We start from the raw sequence: 25,820 nt of genomic DNA on the forward strand, positions 1-25,820 counted from the left end.
CCCCCTTCCGCCACCCCGGCTTCCCCCTCCTCCTTCCGCAGTTCCGTCCGCCGCGCCCTGCCCGCGACGGCGACCGCCGCGGTGACCTGTCTCTTCGTCGCCGTCGGCTCCCCGCAAACCGCGATGGCATCGACCCCGTCGCCGAGCAGTCCCGTGCCCGGCGTGCAGCAGTTCGTCGCCGACGGTTCCGCCCGGCTCTCCGTCGACCGCGACGGCTTCTCGATCGGCAGAGCCGCTGCCGCCCAGGCACGTGCGACCGCCGTCGGCTCGTCGGACGCGGCGGCCCGCCCCACCGCGGGGAACGTGCCGGCCGCCGGTGGGTTCGGCTCGCGCTGGGTGACCGGGTGCTCCGCCTGCTCGACGAACCACCAGGGCATCGACTTCGCGGCTCCGATCGGCACCACCGTCGTCGCCGCGATGCCCGGCAGTGTCGTCTCCGCCGGGGTCCTGGGCGGGTACGGCAACCAGGTCCTTCTCCAGCACGCCGACGGCACCCAGACCCGGTACGGGCACCTGTCGGCGATCGGGGTGCGACCCGGTCAGGTCCTGTCGGCCGGCGAAGGCCTCGGCGCGGTCGGCAACACCGGCGTCTCGACCGGGGCGCACCTGCACTTCGAGGTCATCGTCGGCGGGGTCCCGGTCGATCCGGCCACCTGGCTGCAGGCCCGCGGGCTCCTCTGACAGCGACGACGGTCGAGCGCGTAGCGTCGGGAACGCCGGGGCACCGAGCCGTGGCAGGACGGAGACGCACGTGCGAGTGACGGTGTTGGGGACCGGGGCGATGGGTGCCGGCGTGGCGGGATCACTGCTGCGCGGGGGGCACCAGGTCACGGTCTGGAACCGGAGTGCCGACAAGGCCGCGCCGCTCGGTGTGCACGGTGCGACGGTCGCCGCGGACCCGGGTGCCGCCGTCGAGCACGCCGAGGTGGTCCTCCTGACCCTCTTCGACACCGACGCCGTGGTCGACGTGCTCGAACAGGCTGCCGGAGACGCTCCGACCGACGCCGTGTGGGTCCAGGCGTCCACGATCGGCGTCGACGGCACCGAGACCGTCGTGCAGCTCGCCGCGAAGTACGGCATCACCCTGGTCGAGGCGATGATGCTCGGCACGAAGGCCCCGGCGGAGCAGGGGAAGCTCACCATGCTGGCGGCCGGCCCCGCCGACCAGGTCGACCGGGTCGTCCCCGTGCTCGACGCGATCGGCGCGAAGACCATCCGCGCCGGCGAGCGGGTCGGCGACGGGACCGCGCTCAAGCTCGCGGCCAACGCCTGGATCGCCTCGATCACCGCGGCCACGGGGCAGTCGCTCGCCCTCGCCGCGGCGTTCGGGCTCGATCCGCAGCTGTTCCTCGACGCGATCGACGGCAGCGCGAGCGACTCGGCCTACGCGCACACCAAGGGCGCGGCGATCATCGCGGGGGAGTTCCCGGCACAGTTCGCACTCGACGGGCTGCGGAAGGACATCGGCCTCATCGCCGAGGCTGCGAGGGCGAACGACGTGTCCACCACGCTCCTCGACGCCCTCGGTCGCGTCTACGCCGACGCGAGTGCGGCCGGGCACGGCGGCGAGGACATCGCGGCGGTGGGCACCGCCTTCTGAGTCGACGCGCGAGTCGGCGCGCGAGTCGACTCGCGCGCCGACGCGTCAGTCGCGGCGCAGGAACCGTCGCAGCCGCGCCGTGAGCCGCCCCACGGCCTCGTCGTTCATGGTGTTCGCCAGGTCGAAGGCCTCGCGCGCCGGATCGGCCCCGCCCTGGATCCGTCGGAGTGCGGCGTCGGCGCGGGCCCGGGAGTCGAGTTCGGCGAACGGCATGTCGTCCTCGGGGTCGTGCGTGCCGCGAGGGTCCATGGACAGCAGGTTACGCGCGGCGGAGCGTGCGGGCGCCTGCGTCGACGTCGTCGACCACGCGGACCATCTCGTCGAGGAAGTCCACGACGACGGCCATCTCGTCGGACGGCACGTGCTCGGTGACCTCGAGGGCACGGGCGTCGAGTTCCTCGATCACGCGCAGGGCATGGCCCATCGACGTCCCCGTGGCGGTGAGGATCACGCCGCGGCGGTCGATCGGGTCCTGGTGCCGCTCGACGTGGCCGCTGCGGACCAGCCGGTCGACGAGTGCCGAGGTCGACGCCGCCGTGATCTCGAGGCGCTCGGCCAGGTCCTTCGCGTTGACGGTCCGGCCGTCGTGCTCGGCGTCGATGAGGACCCGCAGTGCGAGAAGCGCGTTCTCGCCGATCCCCAGGGCTTCACGAGCCCGACGCTGCGCGGCGCTCTCGGCGGTGCGGTACCGGCGCAGGGCGTTCAGGACGTCGACGGCGGTGACCGGGGAGTCCTCGTACCAGAACCCCGCGGTGCTGGTCAGGACCTCGGACGTCATCCTGCAATGCTAGACGCTCTAGTTAGATTGTCTAGCGAGGGGTCGGTATCGCGGCGGAGACCCAGGCCCGTGCGCGGACATCGGACACTGCAACACCCGTGACGCGGCTCCGAAACACTCCCGCAACGCCCGCTGGTTAGGTTCTGGGGATGCAGGAGCAGCCGTGCTGAGCCGACTCGCGGGGAACGTCTTCCACGTGGGGAGCGCGGTCGAGCGCACCGACGTGGTCGCACGCCTGCTCGACGTCTACGTCGCCCGACGCGAACCCGGCACCGTCGAGGACGACCGGGCCGTCGCCGCGGAGCTCCGTTCGGTGGTGGGGACCGCCGGACCGGCGAACGACGCCGACCGGTCCGCGACCATCGACGCCCTGGCGCTGGACCGCCACGAGCCGGCGTCCATCGCCGCCGCGGTCGCCGTCGCGCGGGACCACGCCCGTCGAGCCCGCGAGGTCGTCTCGAGCGAACTCTGGGACTGCCTCGACGTCACCCGTTCGCGCATGCCGCGCAAGATCGCCCCGGGCCGCGCGCACGAGTTCCTCGGCTGGGCTCGGGAACGCAGCGCCCTTGCGATCGGCGTGGTCGAAGGGGACGCCAGTCGCGACGAGGTCTGGGAGTTCTTCACCCTGGGCCGCTCCCTGACCCGGGTCGCCTCGACCGCCCGGCTGCTCGCCTCGGGGTTGCTCGAACCGGACTCGGTCACCTCGTGGACGGCGGCGCTCCGGTCCTGCGGTGCGGGCGAGGCCTTCCTGCGTGGCCGGGACCACCATCCGGTGCCGGACGACGCCGCGGCGTTCCTGCTCCTGGACGAGCACAGTCCGCGGTCGCTGCGCTTCACCGTCCGACGGGCCGCCGAGTGCCTGGCCGACGTGGCTCCGTCCTGCGTCGCAGAGGAGGTCGCGGCGTTCTCCGCCGCCCGCGACCGGCTCGAGGCCGTCCCGCCGGACGCAGCGCTCGGCGTCGTCGGCGATGCCGGCGACCGGCTCGCGGCCGCTGCGGACCGTGTCACCGCGGCGCTCGACGAGCGCGTCTTCGCGGTGACCGAACCCGCGCACTGATCGCGGCCCTGGACCGGACCGGCGACGGCCGGGAGGCCCGTGGCGGGCCCGACCCGTGCCTCCCGTCCGCCACGCGAAAGCGTCAGATGCCCGCCAACAGTTCGCGGAGATCTGTCGCTTTCGCGAGGTGGACGCCACCGCGTCGCGGAGATCTGTCGCGTTCGCGGAGTGGACGCGTCAGACGGCGCTGGAGCGGTCGGCGACCGCCTCTTCGCGCTCGAGCTCCTGGCGGAGCGAGGCGCGCGAGGCGCGAGTGCCGACCACCGGCATCGCGTGCGTGACCGCGAGGTGCAGGCGGGTGTCCGCGTCGTACCGGAGTCGGAGGCGTTGGAAGCGGACGAGCCAGACGATCGCGATGGCGAGTGCGACGAAGCCCGACGCCGCGCCGACCGCGATGGCCCAGCGGGGACCCCACGCGTCCGCGATGGCACCGACGATCGGGGCGCCGATCGGGGTGCCGCCGGCGAAGATCGCCATGTAGAGCGCCATCACGCGGCCGCGCATGGCGGGCTTCGTGGTGGTCTGCACCAGGGCGTTCGCGGTGGTCATGAAGGTCAGCGCCGCGAGTCCGACGAACACCAGGACGAACGCGAACGTCCAGTACGTGGGTGCGAGGGCGGCAGCCGTGCACGCCAGGCCGAAGCCCCCGGCGGCGAGCACCAGCGTGCGCATCCGCGGCTTGTCCCGGCGGGCGGACATCAGGGCGCCGAACACCGAGCCGATCGCCATCACCGAGTTGAGCAGGCCGAACTCGCCGGCGCCCTGGTGGAACTCGACCCGGGCCATGGTCGAGGTGAAGATCGGGAAGTTCACGCCGAACGTGCCGACGACGAAGATCATGCAGAGCACGACGATGATGTCCGGCCGGGTCCGCACGTACCGGAAGCCGGCGACGATCTGCCCCTTGCCGCGGCCGGCGTGCACCCGCTCGGCGAGCTGTGCGGGGTCGACGAAGCGCAGCGCGATGAGGACCGCCAGGAACGAGCCGGCGTTGATGACGAACACCCAGCCGGAGCCGATGGCGGCGATGAGCACGCCGGCGACCGCGGGGCCGATCAGGCGGGCGGCGTTGAACGAGGCGGAGTTCAGCGCGACGGCGTTCGCGACGTTCTCGCCCTGCACGACGTCGGAGACGAACGCCTGGCGGATCGGGGTGTCGAACGCGGCGACGATGCCGAGCGCGAGGGCGAAGCCGTACAGCGCGAGCAGCGTCGCGGTGTGCGTGAGGACCATGACACCGAGGCCCAGCCCGAGCAGGCCCATCAGTGCCTGGGTGAGCATGAGCATCTTGCGACGGTCGAAGCGGTCGGCGGCGAGGCCGGTCAGGGGGAGGAGCAGCAGCTGCGGGCCGAACTGCAGCGCCATCGTGATCCCCACCGCGACGGCGTCGTTGTCGGAGAGCTGGGTCAGGACGATCCAGTCCTGGGCGGTGCGCTGCATCCAGGTACCGACGTTCGACACCAGGGCACCGGCGAACCAGATGCGGTAGTTGCGTCCGGCGAGGGAGCGGAACATGGCGGTCACTGCTGGGCCAGCCTCCTCATGATCTCGGTGGCGTCGGCGAGGGTGGCGCGCTCGACGGGGGTGAGTGCGGCGAGCCGCGGGGTGAGCCAGCCGTCACGGCGGCGACGGGTCTCCTCGACGAACGCGGCTCCGGCCGGGGTGGCGCACAGGACGACCTTGCGGCGGTCGTCGTCGTGGCCGCCCTTGGACACCAGGCCACGCTCGACCAGCACCGCGATGGTCTTCGTCATCGAGGGCGGGGTGACGCCGTCCTGGCGACTCAGGTCGGCGAGGGTCATCGCACCGTCGCGGTGGAGCCGGGCGAGCGCCGCGAACTGGGCGTCGGTGACGGTCGTGTCGGCCTTCTGCGCGCGGAGCGTCCGGGACAGCCGGTTCACGGCGATGCGGAGGTCGGTGGCGTCGGTCACAGGTCGTTAGCCTAGCTCATTAGTTCAGTGAACGAACTGGTTTTCGGGTGTACCGTTGTCCTGGACAACAGGTGTTGTTCAGAGAGAAGGAATCATGTCCGAGTTCGAGGGCAAGGTCGCCATCGTCACCGGTGGTGGCAGCGGCATCGGCGAGTCCGTCGCGAAGGAGCTCGCCGCGGCGGGTGCCACGGTCGTCGTCACCGACATCAAGCTCGACGCTGCCCAGCGGGTCGCGTCCGAGATCACGGAGGCCGGCGGCACCGCCAGCGCGTTCGAGGCCAACTCCGCCGTCGTCGCCGACAACGAGCGCATGGTCCAGTACGCCGTCGAGACGTACGGCGCGCTGCACCTCGCCGTGAACAACGCCGGCATCGGCGCCGCCCCGCAGAAGATCGGCGAGTACGACATCGCCGCCTGGGACCGCGTCCGTGCGGTCGACCTCGACGGCGTCTTCTACGGGCTCCGCTACGAGCTGCCCGCGATGGTCGCCGCCGGCGGTGGCTCGATCGTCAACATGGCGTCGGTGCTCGGCACGGTCGGCATCGCGCAGAACGCCGCGTACGTCGCATCGAAGCACGCCCTGGCCGGCCTGACCAAGGTCGCCGCGCTCGAGTACTCGGCGCAGGGCGTCCGCACCAACGCCGTGGGCCCGGGCTTCATCGACACCCCGCTGCTCCGCAACGCCATGACGCCCGAGGCCATCTCGGCGCTGGAAGCGGAGCACGCCACGAAGCGTCTCGGCACCGACAAGGAGGTCGCCGCGCTCGTGCTCTTCCTGCTGAGCGACAAGGCCTCGTTCATCACGGGCAGCTACCACCTGGTCGACGGCGGGTACAGCGCCCACTGACGTCGGGCGCGTAGGCGTTCCGGGCGTACTTGGTCGAAACGGGCGTACCTGGTCGGAAGTTTCGACCAGGTACGCCCGTTTCCGCTTCCCAGCGCGGGGGCTATGGGAAGGAACGTGCTAGTGGAACTGGGGGATCGTGAGCCAGATGCCCGCGAGCACGGCTGCCGCACAGACCGCGAAGCACAGGACGGCGCCCGCCAGTGCTGCCGGCGGCGTGTGCCCGGACCGCGGGGTCTCCTCGGAGTACTGCGTGCGCTCGCCCCCGGTGTCGAGCGGCTGCCCCGTACCGAGCAGCCGCAGGCCGAGCGTGTAGACGAGCACGATGCCCACCGCGGCCACGAAGCCGACGCCCGCGACCAGGCCGATGCTCGTGAAGTCGATCTCCATCGTCGTTCCCCTCAGTTCTGCGCGCCGGCCGGCTGCGGCTCGGCCTGGTCGGTGGGTTCGGTCGATCCGGCGGCGACGTCGTCGTGCGAGATCGGCTTGCGCTTGGCGAGGACGTAGAACGTGAGCCCGCCGGCCAGGGCGAGCACCGCCACCAGCACGAGGCCGACCGCCGAGGTCGAGGCGAGCCAGGTCGCCAACCCGCCGACCACCGCGGCCGCCGGCAACGTGATCACCCACGCGACGACGATGCGGCCGACGACCGACCAGTGCACGTCGGCGAGCTTCTTGCCGAGCCCGGACCCGATCACCGAACCGCTGGTGACGTGCGTCGTCGACAGGGCGAAGCCGAGGTGCGACGAGATGAGGATCGTCGCGGCGGAACTCGTCTCGGCCGCGAAGCCCTGCGGCGACTGCACGTCGGAGATCTTCTTGCCGACCGTCTGCATGATCCGCCAGCCGCCCGTGTAGGTACCGAGGCCGATCGCGAGTCCGCAGGCCAGGATCACCCAGAGCGCCGGGCCGGTCCCGCTGTCCTGGTAGTTCGCGGCGATGAGCGTCAGGGTGATGACACCCATCGTCTTCTGCGCGTCGTTGGTGCCGTGCGCGAGCGACACCAGCGATGCCGAGACGGTCTGGCCGTGCCGGAAGCCCGTCGCCGCACCGTGCGTCGTGGCGTTCTTCGTGAGCACGTACGCCAGGTAGGTGGCCACCAGGGCGATGACCCCGGCGATGACCGGTGAGAGCAGCGCCGGCAGCACGACCTTCGACACCACCGTCGCCCAGTCCACCGAGTTCAGCCCGGCGCCGATGATCGATGCGCCGATCAGCCCGCCGAACAGCGCGTGCGTCGACGACGAGGGCAGCCCGAGGTACCACGTGGCGAGGTTCCAGAGGACCGCGCCCACCAGCCCGGCGAAGATCATCGTGGGGGAGATGTGGACGCCGTCCTGGCCCTCGCGGATGATGCCCTGCGAGACGGTCTTGGCAACCTCGGTGGAGAGGAACGCGCCGACCACGTTGAGGACGGCGGAGATGAGCACGGCGGTCCGGGGCTTGAGCGCCCCGGTGGCGACCGACGTGGCCATGGCGTTGGCGGTGTCGTGGAACCCGTTCGTGAAGTCGAACACGAGGGCCACCACGATCACGAGCACGACGATGACGAGGACGTCCATGCCGGGGACGGTAGGCCCGCCCCGAAGCCCCTGCGTGAACGCCGGATGAACAGGTGCTGGGTCACCCGGTTCTGCGAAGATGCTCACGTGCCCACCTTCTCCGCAGCGCGAGGCGACGCCTCGTTCACCGACGCCCACGGCGTCGAGATCGTCTACTCGACCTGGCGAGCGGCGCGCCCCAAGGGCATCGTGCAGATCGCGCACGGCGTCGGCGAGCACGGGCTGCGGTACGAGCCGTTGGCACAGGACCTCGTGCGTGCCGGGTACACCGTGCACGCGAACGACCACCGCGGGCACGGGCGCACCGGCCTCGGCCAGTGGGACGGCGACCACGCCAAGCTCGGTCGGCTCGGCCCCGGCGGACTGCGCGCCGCGATCGCCGCCGTCGAGCAGATGGGGGAGGTCGCCCGAGCGGACACCCCCGGCGTGCCACTGGTGCTGCTCGGGCACTCGTGGGGCTCGCTCATGGCGCAGCGGATCGTGAACAGCTCGTCGGAGTCGTGGGACGGGGTCGTGCTCTCCGCCACGGCCTACCGGCTGCCCGGCTGGATGAACAGCGGCGACCTCAACGCACGGCACGCGGGCTCCGGTCCGACCAAGTTCGAGTGGCTCACCCGCGACCGGAAGATCATCGACGCGATGTCCGTCGACCCGCTCGCCGTCGAGGCCGACGTCATCGGCCTGTTCGGGCTGCCCGACACACTCCGGCTGCTCGGGGTCCCGCGGCGGGGGATCCCGCACGACCTGCCCATGCTGCTGCAGGTCGGGTCCGACGACGCGCTCGGGGGGCCGCGGTCGGTCGAGCGGCTGGCGCAGGCCTACCGGCGGCGCGGACGACTGTCCGACGTCACGGTGCAGGTCTACGAGGGTGCGCGGCACGAGGTCTACAACGAGACGAACCGCGACGAGGTCGTGGCCGACCTGGTCGCGTGGCTGGACCGGGTGACGGCGCGCGCCGCGTCCTGAGACGGTACCGGCTGGCGGACGGGAGGCCCGTGGCGGCGCCGACCCGCGCCTCCAGTCCGACAGGTGGCGGGCGTAGGCTCGACGCGTGCACGGTGAGTACAAGGTCCCAGGTGGAAAACTGGTCGTCGTCGACCTCGACGTGGTGGACGGGAACATCCAGGAGTTCCGGCTCGCCGGCGACTTCTTCCTCGAACCCGACGACGCGCTGCCGCTCATCGACGAGGCCGTCAACGGGCTGCCGGCGACGACCGACGCCGCCGGCATCGCCGCGGCCGTCCGTGGGGCGCTCCCCGCCGACGCCGTGCTGCTCGGCTTCACACCCGAGTCCGTCGGGGTCGCCGTCCGCCGCGCGCTGTCCCGCGCATCGTCGTGGCAGGACTACGACTGGCAGATCATCCACGAAGGCCCGATCAGCCCGAACGAGCACCTCGCACTCGACCAGGTGCTGACCGAAGAAGTCGGCGCCGGACGCCGCGGTCCGACCCTGCGCATCTGGGAGTGGGACCAGCCCGCCGTCGTCATCGGGTCGTTCCAGTCGCTGAAGAACGAGGTCGACCCGGCCGGTGCCGAGAAGTTCGGCGTGCAGGTGGTGCGGCGGATCTCCGGCGGCGGCGCGATGTTCATGGACGCCGGCGCGATCATCTCGTACTCGCTCTACGTCCCCGCCGACCTGGTGCAGGGCATGACGTTCGCGGACTCCTACGCGTACCTGGACGAGTGGGTGATCGAGGCGCTGAAGTCCCTCGGCATCGACGCGTACTACCAGCCGCTCAACGACATCACCTCAGCCAAGGGCAAGATCGGCGGCGCTGCGCAGAAGCGCCTCGGCACCGGGTCCCTGCTCCACCACGCCACCATGAGCTACGACATGGACGGCGAGAAGATGGTCCAGGTCCTGCGGATCGGGCGCGAGAAGATGAGCGACAAGGGGACCACGTCGGCCGCGAAGCGCGTGGACCCGCTGCGCTCGCAGACCGGGCTGTCCCGCGCCGAGATCATCGACCGGCTGATCGGCACGTTCACGAAGCTGTACGGGGCGACTCCCGGCGCGGTGACCGATGCCGAGCGCGAGAAGGCGCAGGAGCTGGTGCGGACGAAGTTCGCGACGAAGGAGTGGCTCGAGCGGGTGCCCTGAGCGAGCTCGTGGTGGGCGGCCGGAGCAGAGGGGGGACGCTCCGGCCGCCGCTCGACCAGTGTGACGACCGACTCCATGAACCACACGTGCGGATCATGAGAATCCCCCGCGCGGCTGATGTCGTGGCCGGATCGTCCACGTAGCGTCGCTCGCGTGAACTGGTTGATCTTCCTGGGGGCGGTGGCCGCCGTGGCCGTCGTGGTGTGGATCGCCGATCGCGTGGGGTGGATCGACCTGTCGAACAAGTCCACGCGCAGCGGCGGATCCGGAGGCATCGGCGGGATGCTCGACGAGGTGTTCGCGCCGACCCGCCACGAGACGCAAGCCGAGTACGAACGGCAGTCGCGCCTCCCGAAGGAGGCACCGTCACCGGCGGACGACGACCACGACCTGCTCAGCGGCAGCGTGCTCATCAAGGTGCCGACGGTGCGGAGCGCCGGTCGGCACGAAGCGCGCGTCGGGACGCACAACCGGTCGTACTGAACCGCCGGCGGTCGCTCGCCGCTCGCCGCTCGCCGCTCGCGTCAGCGCGTCGTGAGTTCCTGGTAGTCCGGGTGCCGCTCGATCCACGCGTGGACGTAGCTGCACTGCGGCACGACCCGGAGGCTGCCGTCGCGCACGTCGTCGAGCGCGTGCTGCACGAGGATCGACGCGTGCCCGCCACCGCGGTGCGACGGGTCGACTTCGGTGTGCACGAAGCGGATCTCGTCGCCGTCGACCTCGTACGCCGCGAAGCCGATGACCTCGCCGTCCTCGACCAGGGAGTACTGCTGCTTGTCGGTGTCGTTGCGGACCTCGGGTGCTGCCATGCGGTGAGGCTACGCCGCGAGGCCGAGTCGCCGCTGGCTGCGCCAGAATGGTCCCGTGCACACGGGAGACGACCGAGGCCCGGACCGCGTCGTCCTCGGCGACGCCCTCGACGTGACCCCGGCGCTCGCCGACGGCACGTTCACCCTCGTGTACCTCGACCCGCCGTTCAACACGGGGCGGTACCAGCGTCGGCATGCTTCGTCCGCGGTACCCAGCGCCGACGGGCCGGTGATGGGGTTCCACGGACGGACCTACGAGCGGGTCCGCGGCGACCTGATGCGGTTCGACGACCGGTTCGAGGACTACTGGACGTTCCTCGAACCCCGACTGATCGAGGCCTGGCGACTCCTCACCACCGACGGCACCCTGTACCTGCACCTCGACTACCGCGAGTCGCACTACGCGAAGGTCCTGCTCGACGCGCTGTTCGGCCGCGAGTCGTTCCTGAACGAGATCGTCTGGGCCTACGACTACGGCGCCAAGTCCAAGTCGCGGTGGCCGACCAAGCACGACACGATCCTGGTCTACGTAAAGGACCCGTCGCAGTACTGGTTCGACTCGTCGGCGGTCGACCGCGAGCCGTACATGGCGCCGGGGCTCGTCACACCGGAGAAGCGCGAGCGCGGCAAGCTCCCCACCGACGTCTGGTGGCACACGATCGTGTCGCCGACCGGCAAGGAGAAGACCGGCTACCCGACGCAGAAGCCCGAGGGGGTGCTGCGGCGGATCGTGCAGGCCTCTTCGCGCGAGGGCGACTGGGTGCTCGACTTCTTCGCCGGCAGCGGGACGACCGGCGCGGTGGCGTCGGCGCTCGGGCGGCGGTACGTGCTGGTGGACGACAACCCGGCGGCGATCGACGTGATGCGGAAGCGCTTGCCGGGGGCGTCGTTCGAGGTGGCGGGTGCGGCCCCGGGTGGTCGCGCGGGAGCGGTGCCGGCGGGCTGACGGGCGGGGGCGCGGGGGCGCGGGGGCGGCGCGAGTGCGCGGCCGCGCGTGGGTACATGCGGGTGCATCGTGCGACGTTCCACGAGGTGATCGACGCGTGTCCTGTCGGAACATGCGCACGCACACGATGCGGGTGCATGCTGCGACGATCCACGAGGTGATCGACGCGTGGTTCGTCGGAACATGCACACGCACCGAGGGCGCGCGCAGTGCGACACCCTCGACGTCGTACGACATCGAGGTTGACGCAACCGCGCGCCCGCAACAGTTGCACGCGCGCAGAGACGACAAGGTCGACGTCGTGCGACGTCGACCTTGTCGTTCCGAGTCGGCAGGGCCGACCTGCGCCAGCGCCTACTCGGCCGAGTGCCGCCCGTGCGGGTGCGCCGCGTCGTCGGCGTCGTCCAGCCGGGAGGCCCGACTCGCCTCCGCAGCGTCGGCCCCGGTCGCAGGGGCGCCGGCGTCCACCACCGGGGCAGCGTGCGCAGCCCGGGTCCGGATGGCACCGGTCATCGTCGGGGGTTCGTCCACGGGCGCTGCCGCCGAGTGCGCGCCGTGCGTTGTGGCGTCGGGCAGGGGAGCACGGGTGTCATCCGTGGCGACGTCGTTCGGTAGCACCGACACGTCCGAGGATCCCACTGCGCGTGCTGACCGGGGCTGGGCGGGTACGTCGGGCGAGGTCGGCACCGAGTCCGACGACGCGATCGCGGCCGAACCCGATCCGGCGCCGGCAGCACCCGCGCCCGCACCGGCAGCCGCAGCGTCAGCGTCAGCGGTCCGTGCGGCGTCCGCCTGCTCCTGCAGCGCCGAGGTCTTGCGCAGCGGCGGCACCCGGAAGAACCAGGTCAGCACGAACGCGAGCAGGATCACCGCGAGGCCGACGTAGTACACGCGGACGGCCGAGTCGCTGAAACCGACCAGGAACGGACGGGTGAGTCGCTTGTCCGCGCCGTTCAGGAACGAGGTGTCGCTCGTCGCCGCGGAACCGGACGAGCTCGCACTCGAGTCGCCGCTCTTCAGCTGCTTGATGAGCGTCGGGGCGACCTCGTCGACGACGTTCTCGCGCTGTGCCTTGTCCGAGTAGTCGACCTGCAGCGTGCCGTCGACGACGGTCGCGTTCGCCTTGGCCGCAGCCGTCTCGAGGGCCTGCTGCTCGGCGGCCGGCTTGGCGTCGTCGACCTGCTGGGCGATGACGGTGTCGGCTGCGGCGGCGGGGAGCTTGCCGGCCGCGACCTGCTGCTGCACGGCGGCCGTGACCTGCTTCGTGACGGCAGCGTCGGCGGCTTCCTTCGCCTGTACGGCGCCGTTGTTCAGGCCGTCCTGCACGTTCTTCTGCACGGGATCGACGATCTTCGTCCAGATCTGGTCCATCACGCCCTTGTTCTCGGAGGCGTTCGCGACCGAGGGCGTGAGCGCGGCGTTGAGGGCGCTCTTCAGGTCGGTCTCGTTCTGCATCGCCGCGGTGATGTTCGTCGGCATCAGGGTGAACAGGACGGACAGCAGCACGGCGGTGCCCATGGTGCCGCCGATCTGCCGGAAGAACGTCGCGGCGCTGGTGGCGACGCCGATGTCCCGCGGGGACACCGAGTTCTGCGCCGCGAGGGTCAGCGTCTGCATGAGCTGCCCGAGCCCGAGGCCGATGCCGAACATGCCGAGCATCAGGAACCACAGGGGGCGGTCGGCGGTCAGGAACGTCAGGATCGTGAAGCCGATGGCCGTGAACGCCGTGCCCGTGATCGGGAAGACCTGGTAGTTGCCGGTCCGCGAGATGATCTGTCCCGAGGCGATCGACGAGATCATCAGGCCGAGCACCATCGGGAGCATCGCGAACCCGGACTCGGTCGGGGTGACGCCCTTCACGATCTGCAGGTACAGCGGGATGGTCAGCATCGCGCCGAACATGCCGAAGCCGACGAGCACGGACAGGATCGCGGACATCGAGAACACCCGCGAGCCGAACAGCTTCATCGGCAGGATCGCGTCGCTGCCCATCGCCCGTTCGACGATGATGAACGCGATCAGGCCGGCTGCACCGATGCCGTAGCAGGCGAAGGCGCCGGGGGAGCTCCAGCCCCACTCGCGGCCCTGTTCGGCGATCAGCAGCAGGGGCACGAGGGTGACGATGACGAGCGTCGCGCCCCACCAGTCGATCCGGGGCTTGCCGCGGTCGCCGAACTTCGGCAGGTGCAGGAACGTCAGCACCATGAACAGCGCGATGACGCCGATCGGCACGTTGATCAGGAACACCCAGCGCCAGCCGGAGATGAACAGCAGCTCGCTCGCGCCGGCGAAGACGCCACCGACGAGCGGGCCGATCACGGACGAGATGCCGAAGACGGCCAGGAAGTAGCCCTGGTACTTCGCCCGCTCGCGGGGGGCGAGCATGTCGCCCATGATCGCCAGCGGCAGGGACATCAGGCCACCGGCACCGAGACCCTGCAGCGCACGGAACCCGGCGAGCATGAGCATCGAGGTCGAGAACGACGCGGCGAACGACCCGACGATGAAGATGCCGATCGCCGTGATGAACAGCGGCCGCCGACCGAAGATGTCGGAGAGCTTGCCGTAGATCGGCGTCGTCACGGTCGAGGCGATCAGGTACCCGGTGGTGACCCAGGCCTGCTGGTCGAGGCCGTGCAGGTCGTCACCGATGGTACGGATCGCGGTGCCGACGATCGTCTGGTCGAGGGCTCCGAGGAACATCCCGGCCATCAGGCCGTAGATCACCAACAGGATCTGTCGGTGGTTCATCACGACGTTGGACGCCGTGGTGGGGGCCGCGGGTGCGGTCGCCGTCTGGGTCATGAGCAGGGTCTCCCGGTACCGATGCGCTGGCGAAACGATTTTTGCGCTGCCTGCAAAGTTACATCTGCCGCAAGTGCTCGGTTGCTCAGGAGCGGCTTCCTGTGTGGATCGGCAGTCACGGTACGCCCGGATCGCGGGCTCGGTGACGATCCCGGTTAATGGCCAGGAGGCCCGGCTCGGCCCCGTCAGACCGCTGCGGTCTCCACGACCCGGGTCACACCCCGTGCCGCCAGCGCCGCGGGGTCGGCTGCGGTCCGGCTCGTCACGACGGTCACGGCCTCACCGGCGGCGCGCAGGCGGTGCCAGCGCTCGAAGACGGGGCCGCCCGGCGCCAGGTCCGCCCGACGGATCGGCAGGTCGGCCGCGTCGACGTCGACCACGACGGCACTCGTGCGCGGGGTCGGGACCGGGGCGGAGCGCCGTGCGTCGGCGACGACCTCGGCGTAGCGCCGGCCGAGCGGCTTCACGCGGTTGTCGACGTCGAGCAGACCGAGCGAGTACTCCAGGTCCTTGAAGTCGCCCAGGTCGCGGGAGACGTCGTGGGAGCACCACCACGTGACCGCGTGGAGGCGTTCGGTCGTGAGGGCCGCCGCGACCGTGCGCTCGAGGAACTCGGGCATCTCGGACTCGGCGAGGTGCCGGTCGGGTGCCCCGACCTCCTGCAGCCAGACGGGCCGCTCGAGGTCGGTGGCGAAGGCGCGGGCGAGCTCGATCATCCACTCGGCGTGCCGGACGGACTCGTCGGAGAGTGCGCCGTACCGACCGGCCACCCCGTTGAAGATCCAGGAGTGCACGGTCGTGACGTCCCCGAGGCGGCTGGCGTGCGCTGGCACGAACGGGTGGCCGTCGCGGTACCAGAGGTGGTCGTTCTCGGAGTGCGTGACGACGTGTCGCGGGTCCTTGTCGCGGGGTGCGCCGAGCAGGGACTCGAGCCAGTGCGTCACCTGCGCGGTGTCGGCGGGCATCGCGGCGGGGTTCGGTGGCTGGAACTGGTTGAGCTCGTTGCCCAGGGTCAGCCCCGTGAAGTTCGGGCGGTCGCGCACCGCGTCGTACACGGCGGCGACCAGGGCGGCCTGCGCGTCGATCGCCGGCTGGTCCGTGAACATGTTGCCGTCGTGCCAGTTCACGAGCCAGGCGGGGACGAAGTCGAAGCCGGACATGTGCCCCTGGACGACGTCGACACTGGCGTCCAGCCCGAACTCGGCGGCGATGTCGACCACCAGGGCCACGTCGTCGAGGGCCCGTCGGCGGATGAGTGTGCGGTTCGGCTGCAGGGTCGGCCACAGCGGGAACAGCCGGACGTGGTCGAGGCCGAGGGTGGCGATCGCCTCGAGGTCGCGGCGGATCGCGGATTCCTCCACCGACTGCCACTGGAACATCCAGTCGGTCGAGGGCACGTAGTTCACGCCGAAGCGCGTGGCGGTGGTCATCGGTCTCCTTCGGTCAGGGAACGGTGGCGGCGGCTGGGGCGGGGCCGGTCGAGCCGCGGACGTGCAGGGCGCGCCCGCCGACCTCGGCATCGGTGACCTCGTCGCCGCGGACGAGTCGTTCGACCAGGGCGACGGCGGTGCGGGCGGACTCCTCGACGGGGGCGTCCAGGGCGGTCAGCGACGGACGCACGATCGACGAGACCCACGAGTCCTCCCACGCGACGACGGACAGGTCCTCGGGCACGCGGACGCCGAGCTCGGGGGCGTGCGCGATCACCTCGGCCGCGATCGCCTCGCCGTCCAGGACGATCGCGGTGGCGCGGTCCAGTCGGGCGAGCAGGTCGGCCACCGGGTCCTCGGCGTCGGCTCGCCACCCGAGCACGAGCGCGTCCACGCCCCGGCGCGCGGCTGCGGCGGTGAAGCGGGCGTCGCGGGCGCCGGTGTGCGCGAGTGCCGGGCCGTCCCCGACGCGGGCGATCCGGCGGTGGCCGAGCGAACCGAGGTGGTCGAGCAGGGACTCGGTCGCGTCGGCGTCGCCCACCGTGACCGCCGGGACGGTGCTGCCGGCGATCGGTGCGCCGAGCATGACGGCCGGGGCCGCCAGGTGCTGCAGCATCGGGATGCGGGGATCGTCGGTACGGACGTCGACGAGCAGGAAGCCGTCGACCCGCTGCTCGGTCCACCACTGCCGGTAGACGGCGGCTTCGTCGTCGGCCTGCACGAGGGTGACGGACAGCGACCACCCGATCGCGGCGAGGGGTTCGGTCAGCCCGGCGATCAGCCGCATCGTGAACGGGTCGCGCTGGAAGGTGTCGCGTGAGCGGGCGAGGACCAGTCCCAGGCTGTGCCCCGCGTTGCCGGAGAGCTTGCGGCTCGCCAGGTTCGGCCGCCAGTTCAGGTCGTCGGCGGCCTTGCGGATGCGGGCCGCGGTGGCGGCGGACACGTTCGGCCGCCCGTTGAACACGTGCGAGACCGCCGAGGTCGAGACGCCGGCGCGCTTGGCGACCTGCGCGATGGTCACGCGGCGTCGGTCGACGGCTCCGGCGGTGGTGTCGCTCATGCCGTCGAGCGTAGAGGCTTGACCACGTCGTGTAAAGCGGTATACGTTGCTCGTCACCTGAAGTACACCGCTGTACCAAATGCATCGCGATCGCTCCACCATCCACTGCCAGGGAGGCACCGTGACGGACGGCATCAGTAGGCGCACCCTCATCGGGGCCGGGCTCGGCGCCGGCATCCTCGCGCCGATCCTGGCCGGGTGCAGCGCCCTCACCCCGGCCTCGAGCGGCCCCGGCACGCTGAGCGTGCACACCCAGCTCAGCGGCGCGGTCGCGGGCGCGCAGACGTTCACGGACGTCGTCGCCGCCTACCGCCGCTGCACGGACCGCAAGGTCGCCCTGCTGTCGAACGGGTCCGACCTGCCGATCGTCTTCGAGACGAGTTCCCTCGCCGGCAAGGAAGCCGACGTCGCCATCGTGAACATGGTCGGGCGGACGTTGTCCTGGACGGGTGAGGACGCCACGATCGACGTCTCCCGGTACCTCGACGAGTGGGACCTGCGCGACAAGATCATCCCGGAGGCGCTCGAGGAGTGGACCGACGACCAGGGCCGGCTCCGGGCGTTCCCGTTCACCCGGACGAACTGGCCGGTGTCGTTCAACACGGCGCTGCTCGAACAGGCCGGTGTCAGCGAGATCCCGACGACCTCGGACGCGCTCATCGCCGCAGCCGACCGCCTGCGCTCCGCCGGCATCGGGCCGGTCACCGTCGGCGGGTCGGACTGGAGCGGGCAGAAGCTCCTCATGCAGGTGATCCAGGGGTTCGTGTCCCAGGGCGAAGCGGCGAAGGTCTTCTCCACGGGCAGGATCTCGGAGAGCGCCGGTGCGGTCCGCGGCGTCGAGCACTTCGTCGAGCTCCGCGACGCCGGGGTCTTCGTGGACTCGGTGCAGGGGTTCACCTCGGACTCCGAACTGACGCAGTTCACGACGCGCAAGGCCGCGATCGTCCCCGCGATGTCCTCCGCGCTGGCGCTGGTGTCGAAGGAACGCGCGAAGGAGGTCACCGTGGGCGGCTGGCCGGTCCCCTCGCAGCACGCGGCCATCGCGCACCCGAGCGTCATCAAGAGCTACAACGGGCACGGCATCTGGATCAGCGAGAACGGCCGGGCGAAGCTCGACCTCATCAAGCCGTTCGTGCAGTACCTGTACTCGTCGGCGGTGACGACCGAGTTCGTCCTCGACTCCGGCCGCGACATGAGCCGGATCACCGACACCGTCAGCCGTGACTTCCCGCTCGTCGCCCAGGCGTCGAAGCTCACCGACGACCAGGTCACCCCGGTGATGCTGCCCGACCTGCTCGTGCCCGACTCGGCGTACGAGCCGATGATCCGTGCGACCAGCCTGGCGTACGGCTCGGGCACCTCGGCCGACCGCATCATCGACCTCTTCGAGCGCGCCTACACGGCCGCCTGACCCACCCGACCCTGCGAGAAGGAGCTCCCCATGGCAGTGCTCGTCGAGGAACCACCCGTCCGGTCGGCGTCGACCCCGCCCGGGCCCGCCCGCCGCGGATCCCGCGCCGTCGGCAGCAGCCGCGGCAGCTTCCCGACCTTCGCGATCCCGGCGCTCGTCTGGTACGGCCTGTTCATGATCGGGCCGGTCGTCGCGATGATCGTGATCGCCTTCCTGAGTTGGCCCGGCATGCTCGTGTCGCCGACGTTCGCGGGGCTCGACAACTTCCGGGTGCTGTTCTCCGACGAGACGTTCTGGGCCGCGGTCCGGAACAGCACGGTGCAGATCGTGGTGGGGCTGCCGATCATGATCGTGCTGGCGTTCCTGCTCGCCTTCCACGTCGTGCAGAAGCCGCGCGGGCACAAGGTGCTCCGCTACCTGCTCTTCATCCCGGCGCTCATCTCGGCACCGGCCACGGCGATGATGTTCTACGCGATGCTCAACCCCGACGGCCTGGTCAACGGGGTGCTCGCGACGCTCGGCATCGGCGGCAAGGCCTGGCTGGCCGACCCCGCGACCGCCCTCGGCGCGCTCATCGTCGTCGACCTGTGGGCAGGCATCGGGTACTCGGCGGTGCTCATCGCGAGCCGGCTCGACGGCGTCGACACCGAGGTCGTGCAGGCCGCCCGCATGGACGGCGCCGGATCGTGGCGGCTGGCGTGGGGTGTGTACTGGCCGATCGCCCGCGACTTCATCGGGGTGGTGGCGATGCTGCAGTTCCTCTCGATGCTCTTCAGCTCGGCGCAGAACGTGCTCCTGCTGACCCAGGGCGGCCCGGGCACCGCGACCACGACGTTGTCGTACCTCGTGTACCAGAAGGCGTTCGTCGACACCGACCTCGGCTACAGCCAGGCCGTCGGCGTCGTCCTGTTCGTGCTCGGACTCGCCGGGATGTTCGTCATCCGCCGGGTCCTGCGCAAGACCCACTGACCGCCCCTGACCGACAGACCCCGGGAGACCACCATGGCGAAACCCACCGCCGGCATCCGGCTGCGTGACCGGATCGGCTCCATCACGAGCGGCACCGTGGCGTGGATCTACGCCGCCCTGCTGATCCTGCCCTTCTACTACTTCGTGGTGTCGTCGTTCAAGGACAACGACGGCATCTTCGAGTCCCCGTTGGCGCTGCCCGCGTCGTGGGACCTGTCGAACTTCACCGAGGCGATCCGCCAGGCCTCGCTCGGACCGGCCATCGCGAACTCGGCGATCACGACGGTGGCGGCCCTGGTGCTGACCCTCGTCCTCGCGCTGCCGGCGTCGTTCGCCCTCGCCCGGGCCACCGGCCGCGCCGGACGCATCGTCGAGGGACTGTTCTCGCTCGGGTTCCTCATCCCGTCGTTCGCGGCGCTGTTCCCGACGTTCCTGCTCGCGGCCGGGATGGGGCTGTTCCACACCCGGACGTTCCTCGTGCTCCTGTTGCCCGCGACCGCGATGCCCCTGGCCGTCGTGATCCTGACCCAGTTCATGCGAACGATCCCGCGCGAGCTGGAGGAGGCCGCGTCGATGGACGGCGCCTCGGCGTGGCAGGTGATGCGCCAGGTGTACCTGCCGATCTGCATCCCGGGCATCGCCACCGTGCTGCTGCTGAACTTCCTGTCGTTCTGGAACGAGTACCTGTACGCCCTGGTGCTCATCGGGCCGGACACGGCGCAGCGGACGATCCAGGTGGCGCTCCCGACGCTGAAGGTCGACGCCGGCACCGACTACGGGATGCTCATGGCCGGCACGCTGTTCACGCTGCTGCCGGTGTACCTCGTGTACTCGATCCTGCAGCGCCAGATGCAGCGCGCTCTGGTCTCCGGAGCGATCAAGGGATGACCGAGCACCAGACCGCGCACCCGACCGCGACCAGCCTCGACGTCCGCGCCCGCATCGGCCAGCTCAACCAGCGCCTGAAGGGCTGGGAGGCCGTCCGCTGGGTCGACGGCCGCCCGCGGATCACCGACGTCCTGCGCGCCGAGGTCGACCGGTGGGGCGGGATCGGCGCGGTCTACGGTGTGCTCCGCGCCGACCCCTGGTCCGGCGTGCACTGGGGCAACGGCATCCCACCCGAACGCTCCGCCGAGGCCTACGCCGCCGTGCAGGACCACGTCGTCGCGCACAGTGACGGCGGCGTCCCGACGCTCTTCGTGGAAGAGGTCCCGCACGGGCTGCAGGCCCTCGGCGGCACGACAGTGCCGGTGAACCTCGCCCTCGGCGCCGCGATGGACGAGCAGCTCGTCGAGGACCTCGCGGCCGCGGTCGCCGCCGAGGTCCGCGCCCGCGGTACCCACGTCGCCCTCGTCTCCGGGCTCGACGTCCTGCGCGATCCCCGGTGGGGTCGGAGCGAGGAGTGCTGGTCCGAGGACGCCGCGCTCGCCGCGATCATGGTCGCCGCCACCGTCCGGGGCATGCAGGGCGGCGGTCCGGGCCCGATCGACGACCGACACGTCGCGGTCGTCGCGAAGCACCTGGCCGGGCAGGGCGCCGGCATCGGTGGGCGGAACGGTTCCGGCGCCCCGATCGGCCGCCGTGAGCTCGCCGAGGTGCACCTGCCGCCAGCGCTCGCCGCGGCACGCGAACACGTCGCCGGGTTCATGGCGGCGTACAACGACGTCGACGGGGTGCCGTGCTGCGGCAACCGCGACCTGCTCACCACCACGATCCGCGACACGTGGGGCTGGGACGGGCTCGTGATGGCCGACGGCACCGCCATCGACCGGCTGCGCGACGTCACCCCCGACCCGGCCTCGGCGGCTGCGCTCGCGCTCCGTGCCGGGGTCGACCTGAGCCTGTGGGACGAGTCCTACACGCACCTCGACGGGGCACTGGACCGGGGCCTGATCAGCACCGGCGACCTGGACCGCGCGGTGGACCGGGTGCTCGCCCTGAAGCGCCGCGTCGGCCTGCTCGCGACACCGACAGCACCACCGGCGACACCTGCACCTGCACCAGCACCCGGCCCGGCCGAGAACGCCGAGCCACCGGAACGCGCGACCATCGCGCTCGCTGAACGCGCCGCTCACCGCGCCGTGGTCGCCCTGGGCGGAGCGCTGCCCGCGATCGCACCCGACGCCGTCGTCGCCGTGGTCGGCCCGAACGCCGACGACGTCGACGCCCTGCTCGGCGACTACTCACCTCCGCGGCCGCCCGTCGACCCCGGTGCGTCCACCGTCCGCTCCGCCCTGGAGGCCCGGCTCGGCCCCGCCCGGATCCGCACCGCCCGGGGCAGCGGGCTCCGACAGCCCCTGCCGGGCCCCGACGGGCTCCTCGCGGTCCGCACGGCGCTCCTCGGCGCCGACGTGGCGGTGGTGGTGCTCGGCGGCTCGAGTCGTCGCGCGTACGACGACGGCTTCGAGGACAACGGCGCCGTCAGCGGTCCGGCACCGGACACCACGAACGGCGAGGGGGTCGACCTGGCCTCGATCGCCGTGCCCGACGCGCAGCTCGACGTGCTCCGCGCCGCCCGCGAGAGCGGTCTGCCGGTCGTCGCGGTCGTCGTCGACGGTCGACCACGGGTCCTGAGTGAGGTGCTCGCCCTGGCCGACAGCGTGCTCGTCGTGCCGTTCCCGGGGCCCTCCGGCGGTCGAGCCGTCGCGGACGTGCTGTTCGGCGCCCCGGCCGAGGGGCGACTCCCCGCGACGTGGCCCGGCGCCGACGGCGTCCTGCCCGTGGCGCACGACGAACGCCTCGAGACGGCGCGCGGCTACGTCGACGTGACCAGCCGCTCGACCGTGACCGGTGCACCCGGGCCGGGTGGCGGGGTGGACGTCCGCCTGGCGGAGGGGAGCGACGCGGTGACTGCTGTGCGCCTCCTGGCCGGGGGCACGGTGACCGTCCCGGTGACGGTGCGCAACACGTCGGACGCACCCCGTCGGGTCTCGGTGCCCCTGTGGGGGCGGCGGCGTGAACCCGGTGTCCGTCCGCGGCGACGACGACTGCTCGCCCTGGTGACGGTCGACGTGCCCGCCGGTGGGACCGTCGACACCGCGTACGCGCTCGGACTCGATGCGCTCGGCACGTGGGACGCTGGTCTCCGGCTCGGTGCACGGCCGCTCGAACTCGACTGCTGGACGGACGACGTGCTCGATCCACCCGGGTCGACGCGGACCGGCCGCGTCACCGACGGACAGGAGTCAGTGCGATGGGTGTCGTGACGCAGACGCAGCTCGAGGAGATCACGCCGACGCTGGTGGCGGCCGCCGACCGGGTCCGAGCCGCGGTCGGCACCGAGGTCGGCGACCGCGTTGAGCGCGCGCTGGTCCGCACGCTGCGGGACACGATCTCGCTCGACGACGACGGCGCCTTCGTGATCACGGGGGACATCCCGGCGATGTGGCTCCGCGACTCGACGACGCAGATGACGCCGTACCTGCGGTTCGTGGCGGACGACCCGGCGCTCGCGGACCTGCTCTGGGCGGTCGTGCGGCGGCAGTTCCGGCTGATCGAGCACGACCCCTACGCCAACTCGTTCAACCGCGAGCCGAACGGCGCGCACTACGACCCCGACGACCTGAACGCCGACCCGCTGGTGTGGGAGCAGAAGTACGAGGTCGACAGCCTGGCCTACCCGGTGACCTTCGCGTACGCGCTGTGGCGGGCGACCGGGTCGACCGCGGTGCTGGACGAACGGGCGCACCGGGTGTTCCGCACGATCGTGGCGCAGTGGCGGACCGAACAGGACCACGACGCATCGGCCTACCGGTTCGTGCGCGACGGGGCGATCCCGACCGAGACCCTCGCGCGCGACGGCCGCGGCACCCCGGTCGCGGTGACGGGCATGACGTGGTGCGGGTTCCGCCCGTCGGACGACGCCTGCACGTACGGCTACAACGTGCCCGCGAACCTGTTCGCCGCCGAGGCGCTGCTCGCCGTCGCCGCGATCGCCCGGGACGTCTGGTCCGACACGGGCCTGGCGGACGACGCCGACGTGCTGCGCGCGAGCATCCTGGACGGCGTCCGGCAGCACGGCGTCGTGCCCGGGCCGGCGGGGGAGGACGTCTACGCCTACGAGGTCGACGGGCTCGGTGGTGTGCTGCGCATGGACGACGCGAACACCCCGTCGCTGCTGTCCCTGCCGTTGTCGGCGCCGTCGGTGCTCGACGACTCGGTGTGGGCGGCGACGCGGGACTTCGTGCTGTCACCGGCGAACCCGTTCTGGTTCAGCGGCACCGCGGCCGCCGGTGTCGGCAGCCCGCACACGTTGCCGCAGCGGGTGTGGCCGATCGCCCTGGCGGTCGAGGGCCTCGTGTCCGGGTCGCCGGCGCGCCGTCGGGAGCTGCTCGACGTGCTCGTGGCGACCGACGGCGGGACCGGCGACATGCACGAGTCGTTCGACGTCGAGGACCCGACACAGTTCTCGCGCCCGTGGTTCTCGTGGGCCGACGCGATGTTCTGCGAACTGGCACTGGCGGCGGCCGAGGACTGATCCTCGACCGCCGCCAGTGCGGGTCCTGCGGGTGGTCGGCTAGGCGCCGAGCGCGGCGTCCACGATCTCCTTGGCCTCGCGCTGCACCTGCTCCAAGTGCTCCTGCCCGACGAAGCTCTCGGCGTAGATCTTGTAGACGTCCTCGGTACCGGACGGTCGTGCGGCGAACCAGGCCTTGTCGGTGACGACCTTGACGCCGCCGACGGCCGCGTCGTTGCCGGGGGCCTTCGACAGCTTCGCGGTGATCGGGTCGCCCGCCAGGGTCTCGGCGGTGATGGCGTCGCCGTCGAGCTTCGACAGGCGTGCCTTCTGCTCCTTCGAGGCCGCGGCGTCGACGCGCTGGTAGACCGGGTCACCGAAGCGCTCGGTCAGCTCGACGTACAGCTGCGAGGGGGTCTTGCCGGTGACCGCGACGATCTCGGACGCCAGGAGCGCCAGGATGATGCCGTCCTTGTCGGTGGTCCACGCCGTGCCGTCGGTGCGCAGGAACGACGCACCCGCCGACTCTTCGCCACCGAACGCGACGGAGCCGTCGATCAGGCCGGGCACGAACCACTTGAAGCCGACCGGGACCTCCCACAGACGGCGCCCGAGCGATTCTGCGACGCGGTCGATGATGCTCGACGACACCAGGGTCTTGCCGATGGCGGCGTCGTCGCGCCAGGCCGGACGGTGTGCGTAGAGGTACTCGATCGCGACGGCGAGGTAGTGGTTCGGGTTCATCAGGCCGCCGTCGGGCGTGACGATGCCGTGCCGGTCGGAGTCGGCGTCGTTGCCCGTCAGGACGTCGAACTCGTCCTTGTGCGCCAGGACCGAGGCCATCGCCGAGGGGCTCGACGGGTCCATCCGGATCTTGCCGTCCCAGTCGAGCGTCATGAACGACCAGGTCGGGTCGACGTCCGGGTTCACGACGGTCAGGTCGAGCCCGTAGTGGTCGCGGATGAGGTTCCAGTACGGCAGCGATGCGCCACCGAGCGGGTCGGCGCCGATCTTCACCCCGGCACGCTTGATCGCGGCGATGTCGATGATGTTCTCGAGGTCGGCGACGTAGGTGTGCAGGAAGTCGTAGCGGTCGGGGGTGGCGTGCTCGGTGCGCTGCACCTCGGCGTTGCCGCCCTCGATGATCGCGTTCGCCCGGTTGGCGATCCAGCTCGTGGCGTCGCTGTCGGCGGGGCCGCCGTGCGGCGGGTTGTACTTGAAGCCGCCGTCGCGGGGCGGGTTGTGGCTCGGCGTGATGACGATGCCGTCCGCCGTGTCGGGGTTGCCGGCGCGGTTGTAGCGGATGATCGCGTGGCTCAACGCGGGGGTCGGCACGTAGCCGTTGTCGCTGTCGGCCAGGACGTGCACGCCGTTGGCGGCGAGGACCTCGAGCGCGGTGCGCTCGGCGGGGCCGGACAGGGCGTGGGTGTCGCGCCCGATGAAGAGCGGGCCGTCGGTGCCCTGCGACTGCCGGTACTCGACGATCGCCTGCGTGATCGCGGCGATGTGGGTGTCGTTGAAGGCGGAGTCGAGCGAGGAGCCGCGGTGGCCGGAGGTACCGAACACGACCTGCTGCTCGGCGACGGAGACATCGGGCACACGGTCGTAGTAGGCGGCGACGAGCGCGTCGATGTCGACGAGGTCGTCTGCGGTCGCGGGGGTGCCGGCGCGGTCGTTCATGGGTCCATCCTGGCATCGCGCACCCGGACGCGTCCGGCCGGCGCACAGCCCGGGCCGCAGAGCGCGGCCGGAGCCGTGTCCGCCGACCGGGTCGACGGCACGGCTCAGGCGGTGCGGAACGAGCCGGTCGCCGTGCGGAACGAGCCGGTGGCCGTGCGGGTGGAGGCGGTCCAGGTGCCGGGACGCGACCGCTGCACGTCGGTGAAGCGCCCGAGGCGTCCGCTGATCGGCGCACCCGTGTAGGTGCCGACCGAGTCGGTGGAGCGGGTGCCCGTGAAGGACCCGCGCTCGTCACGGCCGCGGAGTCCGGACACGAAGGTGCCGCCGAGCGGGAAGGTGCTGTTCGTCATGCGCTCGACCGTACGTGACTGTCTTGCACGA

Annotated in this window: 25 protein-coding genes; 13 read left to right on the forward strand and 12 right to left on the reverse strand. The window is 71.4% G+C overall.

Annotation, left to right across the window (positions count from 1 at the left end; all coding sequences use genetic code 11):
- Nucleotides 1-162: 162 nt before the first annotated feature.
- On the forward strand, nt 163-681 hold the full coding sequence (locus tag EDF31_RS20070) for a M23 family metallopeptidase (RefSeq protein WP_165901468.1): 519 nt from the start codon (nt 163-165) through the stop codon (nt 679-681).
- Between the two features lie 82 nt (nt 682-763).
- Nucleotides 764-1,600 (forward strand): NAD(P)-dependent oxidoreductase, encoded by an 837-nt coding sequence (locus EDF31_RS16690; RefSeq protein ID WP_131847028.1) that lies wholly within the window; start codon nt 764-766, stop codon nt 1,598-1,600.
- A 45-nt stretch (nt 1,601-1,645) separates the two neighbouring features.
- Here the strand turns inward: EDF31_RS16690 and EDF31_RS16695 are convergent, their stop codons facing one another.
- Entirely contained in the window at nt 1,646-1,849 is a 204-nt protein-coding gene (locus EDF31_RS16695) for a hypothetical protein (protein WP_131846957.1), read from the reverse strand.
- Between the two features lie 10 nt (nt 1,850-1,859).
- Complete coding sequence (locus EDF31_RS16700; protein ID WP_123340168.1) at nt 1,860-2,378, reverse strand: MarR family transcriptional regulator; 519 nt, start codon at nt 2,376-2,378, stop codon at nt 1,860-1,862.
- Between the two features lie 163 nt (nt 2,379-2,541).
- Here EDF31_RS16700 and EDF31_RS16705 point away from each other — a divergent pair, with 163 nt between their 5' ends.
- Nucleotides 2,542-3,435 carry an alpha-E domain-containing protein gene (locus tag EDF31_RS16705; protein WP_165901469.1) on the forward strand — a complete coding sequence of 298 codons (894 nt, stop codon included), beginning with the start codon at nt 2,542-2,544 and terminating at the stop codon, nt 3,433-3,435.
- A gap of 177 nt (nt 3,436-3,612) precedes the next feature.
- Here the strand turns inward: EDF31_RS16705 and EDF31_RS16710 are convergent, their stop codons facing one another.
- Nucleotides 3,613-4,959, reverse strand: coding sequence for an MFS transporter (locus tag EDF31_RS16710; protein ID WP_347812695.1), 1,347 nt, complete (start codon nt 4,957-4,959; stop codon nt 3,613-3,615).
- The gene (locus tag EDF31_RS16715; RefSeq protein WP_111085532.1) at nt 4,956-5,366 is read right to left on the reverse strand and encodes a MarR family transcriptional regulator; all 411 of its coding nucleotides are present in this window, start codon (nt 5,364-5,366) and stop codon (nt 4,956-4,958) included. The genes EDF31_RS16710 and EDF31_RS16715 overlap by 4 nt, the downstream gene beginning before the upstream one ends.
- A 94-nt stretch (nt 5,367-5,460) precedes the next feature.
- On the opposite strand from EDF31_RS16715, the gene EDF31_RS16720 reads away from it, so the two are divergent.
- The gene (locus EDF31_RS16720) at nt 5,461-6,213 is read left to right on the forward strand and encodes a glucose 1-dehydrogenase (protein WP_131846960.1); all 753 of its coding nucleotides are present in this window, start codon (nt 5,461-5,463) and stop codon (nt 6,211-6,213) included.
- A 117-nt stretch (nt 6,214-6,330) separates the two neighbouring features.
- On the opposite strand, the gene EDF31_RS16725 is transcribed toward EDF31_RS16720, so the two are convergent.
- A complete protein-coding gene (locus tag EDF31_RS16725; RefSeq protein WP_123293687.1) occupies nt 6,331-6,600 on the reverse strand; it encodes a hypothetical protein in 270 nt (89 codons plus the stop codon).
- 11 nt (nt 6,601-6,611) lie between these two features.
- On the reverse strand, nt 6,612-7,772 hold the full coding sequence (locus EDF31_RS16730; protein WP_123937556.1) for an inorganic phosphate transporter: 1,161 nt from the start codon (nt 7,770-7,772) through the stop codon (nt 6,612-6,614).
- Between the two features lie 87 nt (nt 7,773-7,859).
- Here EDF31_RS16730 and EDF31_RS16735 point away from each other — a divergent pair, with 87 nt between their 5' ends.
- The 3 genes from EDF31_RS16735 (at nt 7,860) to EDF31_RS16745 (ending at nt 10,356) form a co-directional block, all read left to right on the forward strand.
- Nucleotides 7,860-8,738 carry an alpha/beta hydrolase gene (locus EDF31_RS16735; protein WP_131846961.1) on the forward strand — a complete coding sequence of 293 codons (879 nt, stop codon included), beginning with the start codon at nt 7,860-7,862 and terminating at the stop codon, nt 8,736-8,738.
- 85 nt (nt 8,739-8,823) lie between these two features.
- Nucleotides 8,824-9,873 carry a biotin/lipoate A/B protein ligase family protein gene (locus EDF31_RS16740; protein WP_131846962.1) on the forward strand — a complete coding sequence of 350 codons (1,050 nt, stop codon included), beginning with the start codon at nt 8,824-8,826 and terminating at the stop codon, nt 9,871-9,873.
- A gap of 153 nt (nt 9,874-10,026) precedes the next feature.
- The gene (locus tag EDF31_RS16745) at nt 10,027-10,356 is read left to right on the forward strand and encodes a hypothetical protein (RefSeq protein WP_131846963.1); all 330 of its coding nucleotides are present in this window, start codon (nt 10,027-10,029) and stop codon (nt 10,354-10,356) included.
- A gap of 41 nt (nt 10,357-10,397) precedes the next feature.
- On the opposite strand, the gene EDF31_RS16750 is transcribed toward EDF31_RS16745, so the two are convergent.
- The gene (locus tag EDF31_RS16750; protein WP_131846964.1) at nt 10,398-10,682 is read right to left on the reverse strand and encodes a GNAT family N-acetyltransferase; all 285 of its coding nucleotides are present in this window, start codon (nt 10,680-10,682) and stop codon (nt 10,398-10,400) included.
- A gap of 55 nt (nt 10,683-10,737) precedes the next feature.
- Here EDF31_RS16750 and EDF31_RS16755 point away from each other — a divergent pair, with 55 nt between their 5' ends.
- Nucleotides 10,738-11,628, forward strand: a complete 891-nt coding sequence (locus EDF31_RS16755) for a site-specific DNA-methyltransferase (protein WP_207896266.1) — start codon at nt 10,738-10,740, stop codon at nt 11,626-11,628.
- A gap of 354 nt (nt 11,629-11,982) precedes the next feature.
- On the opposite strand, the gene EDF31_RS16760 is transcribed toward EDF31_RS16755, so the two are convergent.
- The 3 genes from EDF31_RS16760 to EDF31_RS16770 all read right to left on the reverse strand — a co-directional run bounded on the left by EDF31_RS16760 (nt 11,983) and on the right by EDF31_RS16770 (nt 16,923).
- Nucleotides 11,983-14,472 (reverse strand): MDR family MFS transporter, encoded by a 2,490-nt coding sequence (locus EDF31_RS16760; protein ID WP_279387372.1) that lies wholly within the window; start codon nt 14,470-14,472, stop codon nt 11,983-11,985.
- Between the two features lie 146 nt (nt 14,473-14,618).
- Entirely contained in the window at nt 14,619-15,863 is a 1,245-nt protein-coding gene (locus tag EDF31_RS16765; protein ID WP_131846967.1) for a glycosyl hydrolase, read from the reverse strand.
- Nucleotides 15,864-15,876: 13 nt separating this feature from the next.
- The gene (locus EDF31_RS16770) at nt 15,877-16,923 is read right to left on the reverse strand and encodes a LacI family DNA-binding transcriptional regulator (protein ID WP_111085521.1); all 1,047 of its coding nucleotides are present in this window, start codon (nt 16,921-16,923) and stop codon (nt 15,877-15,879) included.
- 121 nt (nt 16,924-17,044) lie between these two features.
- Between EDF31_RS16770 and EDF31_RS16775 the strand changes: the two genes are divergently transcribed.
- Genes EDF31_RS16775 through EDF31_RS16795 form a run of 5 tightly spaced genes read left to right on the forward strand, consistent with a single transcriptional unit; the run spans nt 17,045 to nt 23,780 of the window.
- Nucleotides 17,045-18,334, forward strand: coding sequence for an ABC transporter substrate-binding protein (locus EDF31_RS16775; protein ID WP_131846968.1), 1,290 nt, complete (start codon nt 17,045-17,047; stop codon nt 18,332-18,334).
- A gap of 30 nt (nt 18,335-18,364) precedes the next feature.
- A complete protein-coding gene (locus EDF31_RS16780; protein ID WP_123293696.1) occupies nt 18,365-19,303 on the forward strand; it encodes a sugar ABC transporter permease in 939 nt (312 codons plus the stop codon).
- 33 nt (nt 19,304-19,336) lie between these two features.
- Complete coding sequence (locus EDF31_RS16785) at nt 19,337-20,191, forward strand: carbohydrate ABC transporter permease (RefSeq protein ID WP_123293697.1); 855 nt, start codon at nt 19,337-19,339, stop codon at nt 20,189-20,191.
- Nucleotides 20,188-22,509, forward strand: a complete 2,322-nt coding sequence (locus tag EDF31_RS16790) for a glycoside hydrolase family 3 N-terminal domain-containing protein (protein WP_131846969.1) — start codon at nt 20,188-20,190, stop codon at nt 22,507-22,509. Before EDF31_RS16785 ends, EDF31_RS16790 begins: the two co-directional genes overlap by 4 nt.
- The gene (locus EDF31_RS16795) at nt 22,506-23,780 is read left to right on the forward strand and encodes a glycoside hydrolase family 125 protein (RefSeq protein ID WP_243650108.1); all 1,275 of its coding nucleotides are present in this window, start codon (nt 22,506-22,508) and stop codon (nt 23,778-23,780) included. Before EDF31_RS16790 ends, EDF31_RS16795 begins: the two co-directional genes overlap by 4 nt.
- A 39-nt stretch (nt 23,781-23,819) precedes the next feature.
- Here the strand turns inward: EDF31_RS16795 and pgm are convergent, their stop codons facing one another.
- Both pgm and EDF31_RS16805 read right to left on the reverse strand, forming a co-directional pair.
- Entirely contained in the window at nt 23,820-25,439 is a 1,620-nt protein-coding gene (gene pgm / locus EDF31_RS16800) for a phosphoglucomutase (alpha-D-glucose-1,6-bisphosphate-dependent) (protein WP_131846971.1), read from the reverse strand.
- A 104-nt stretch (nt 25,440-25,543) separates the two neighbouring features.
- Nucleotides 25,544-25,789, reverse strand: coding sequence for a hypothetical protein (locus EDF31_RS16805; protein ID WP_131846972.1), 246 nt, complete (start codon nt 25,787-25,789; stop codon nt 25,544-25,546).
- Nucleotides 25,790-25,820 lie beyond the last annotated feature (31 nt).

This window comes from Curtobacterium sp. PhB142, from assembly GCF_004341255.1.
Classification (GTDB): domain Bacteria; phylum Actinomycetota; class Actinomycetes; order Actinomycetales; family Microbacteriaceae; genus Curtobacterium.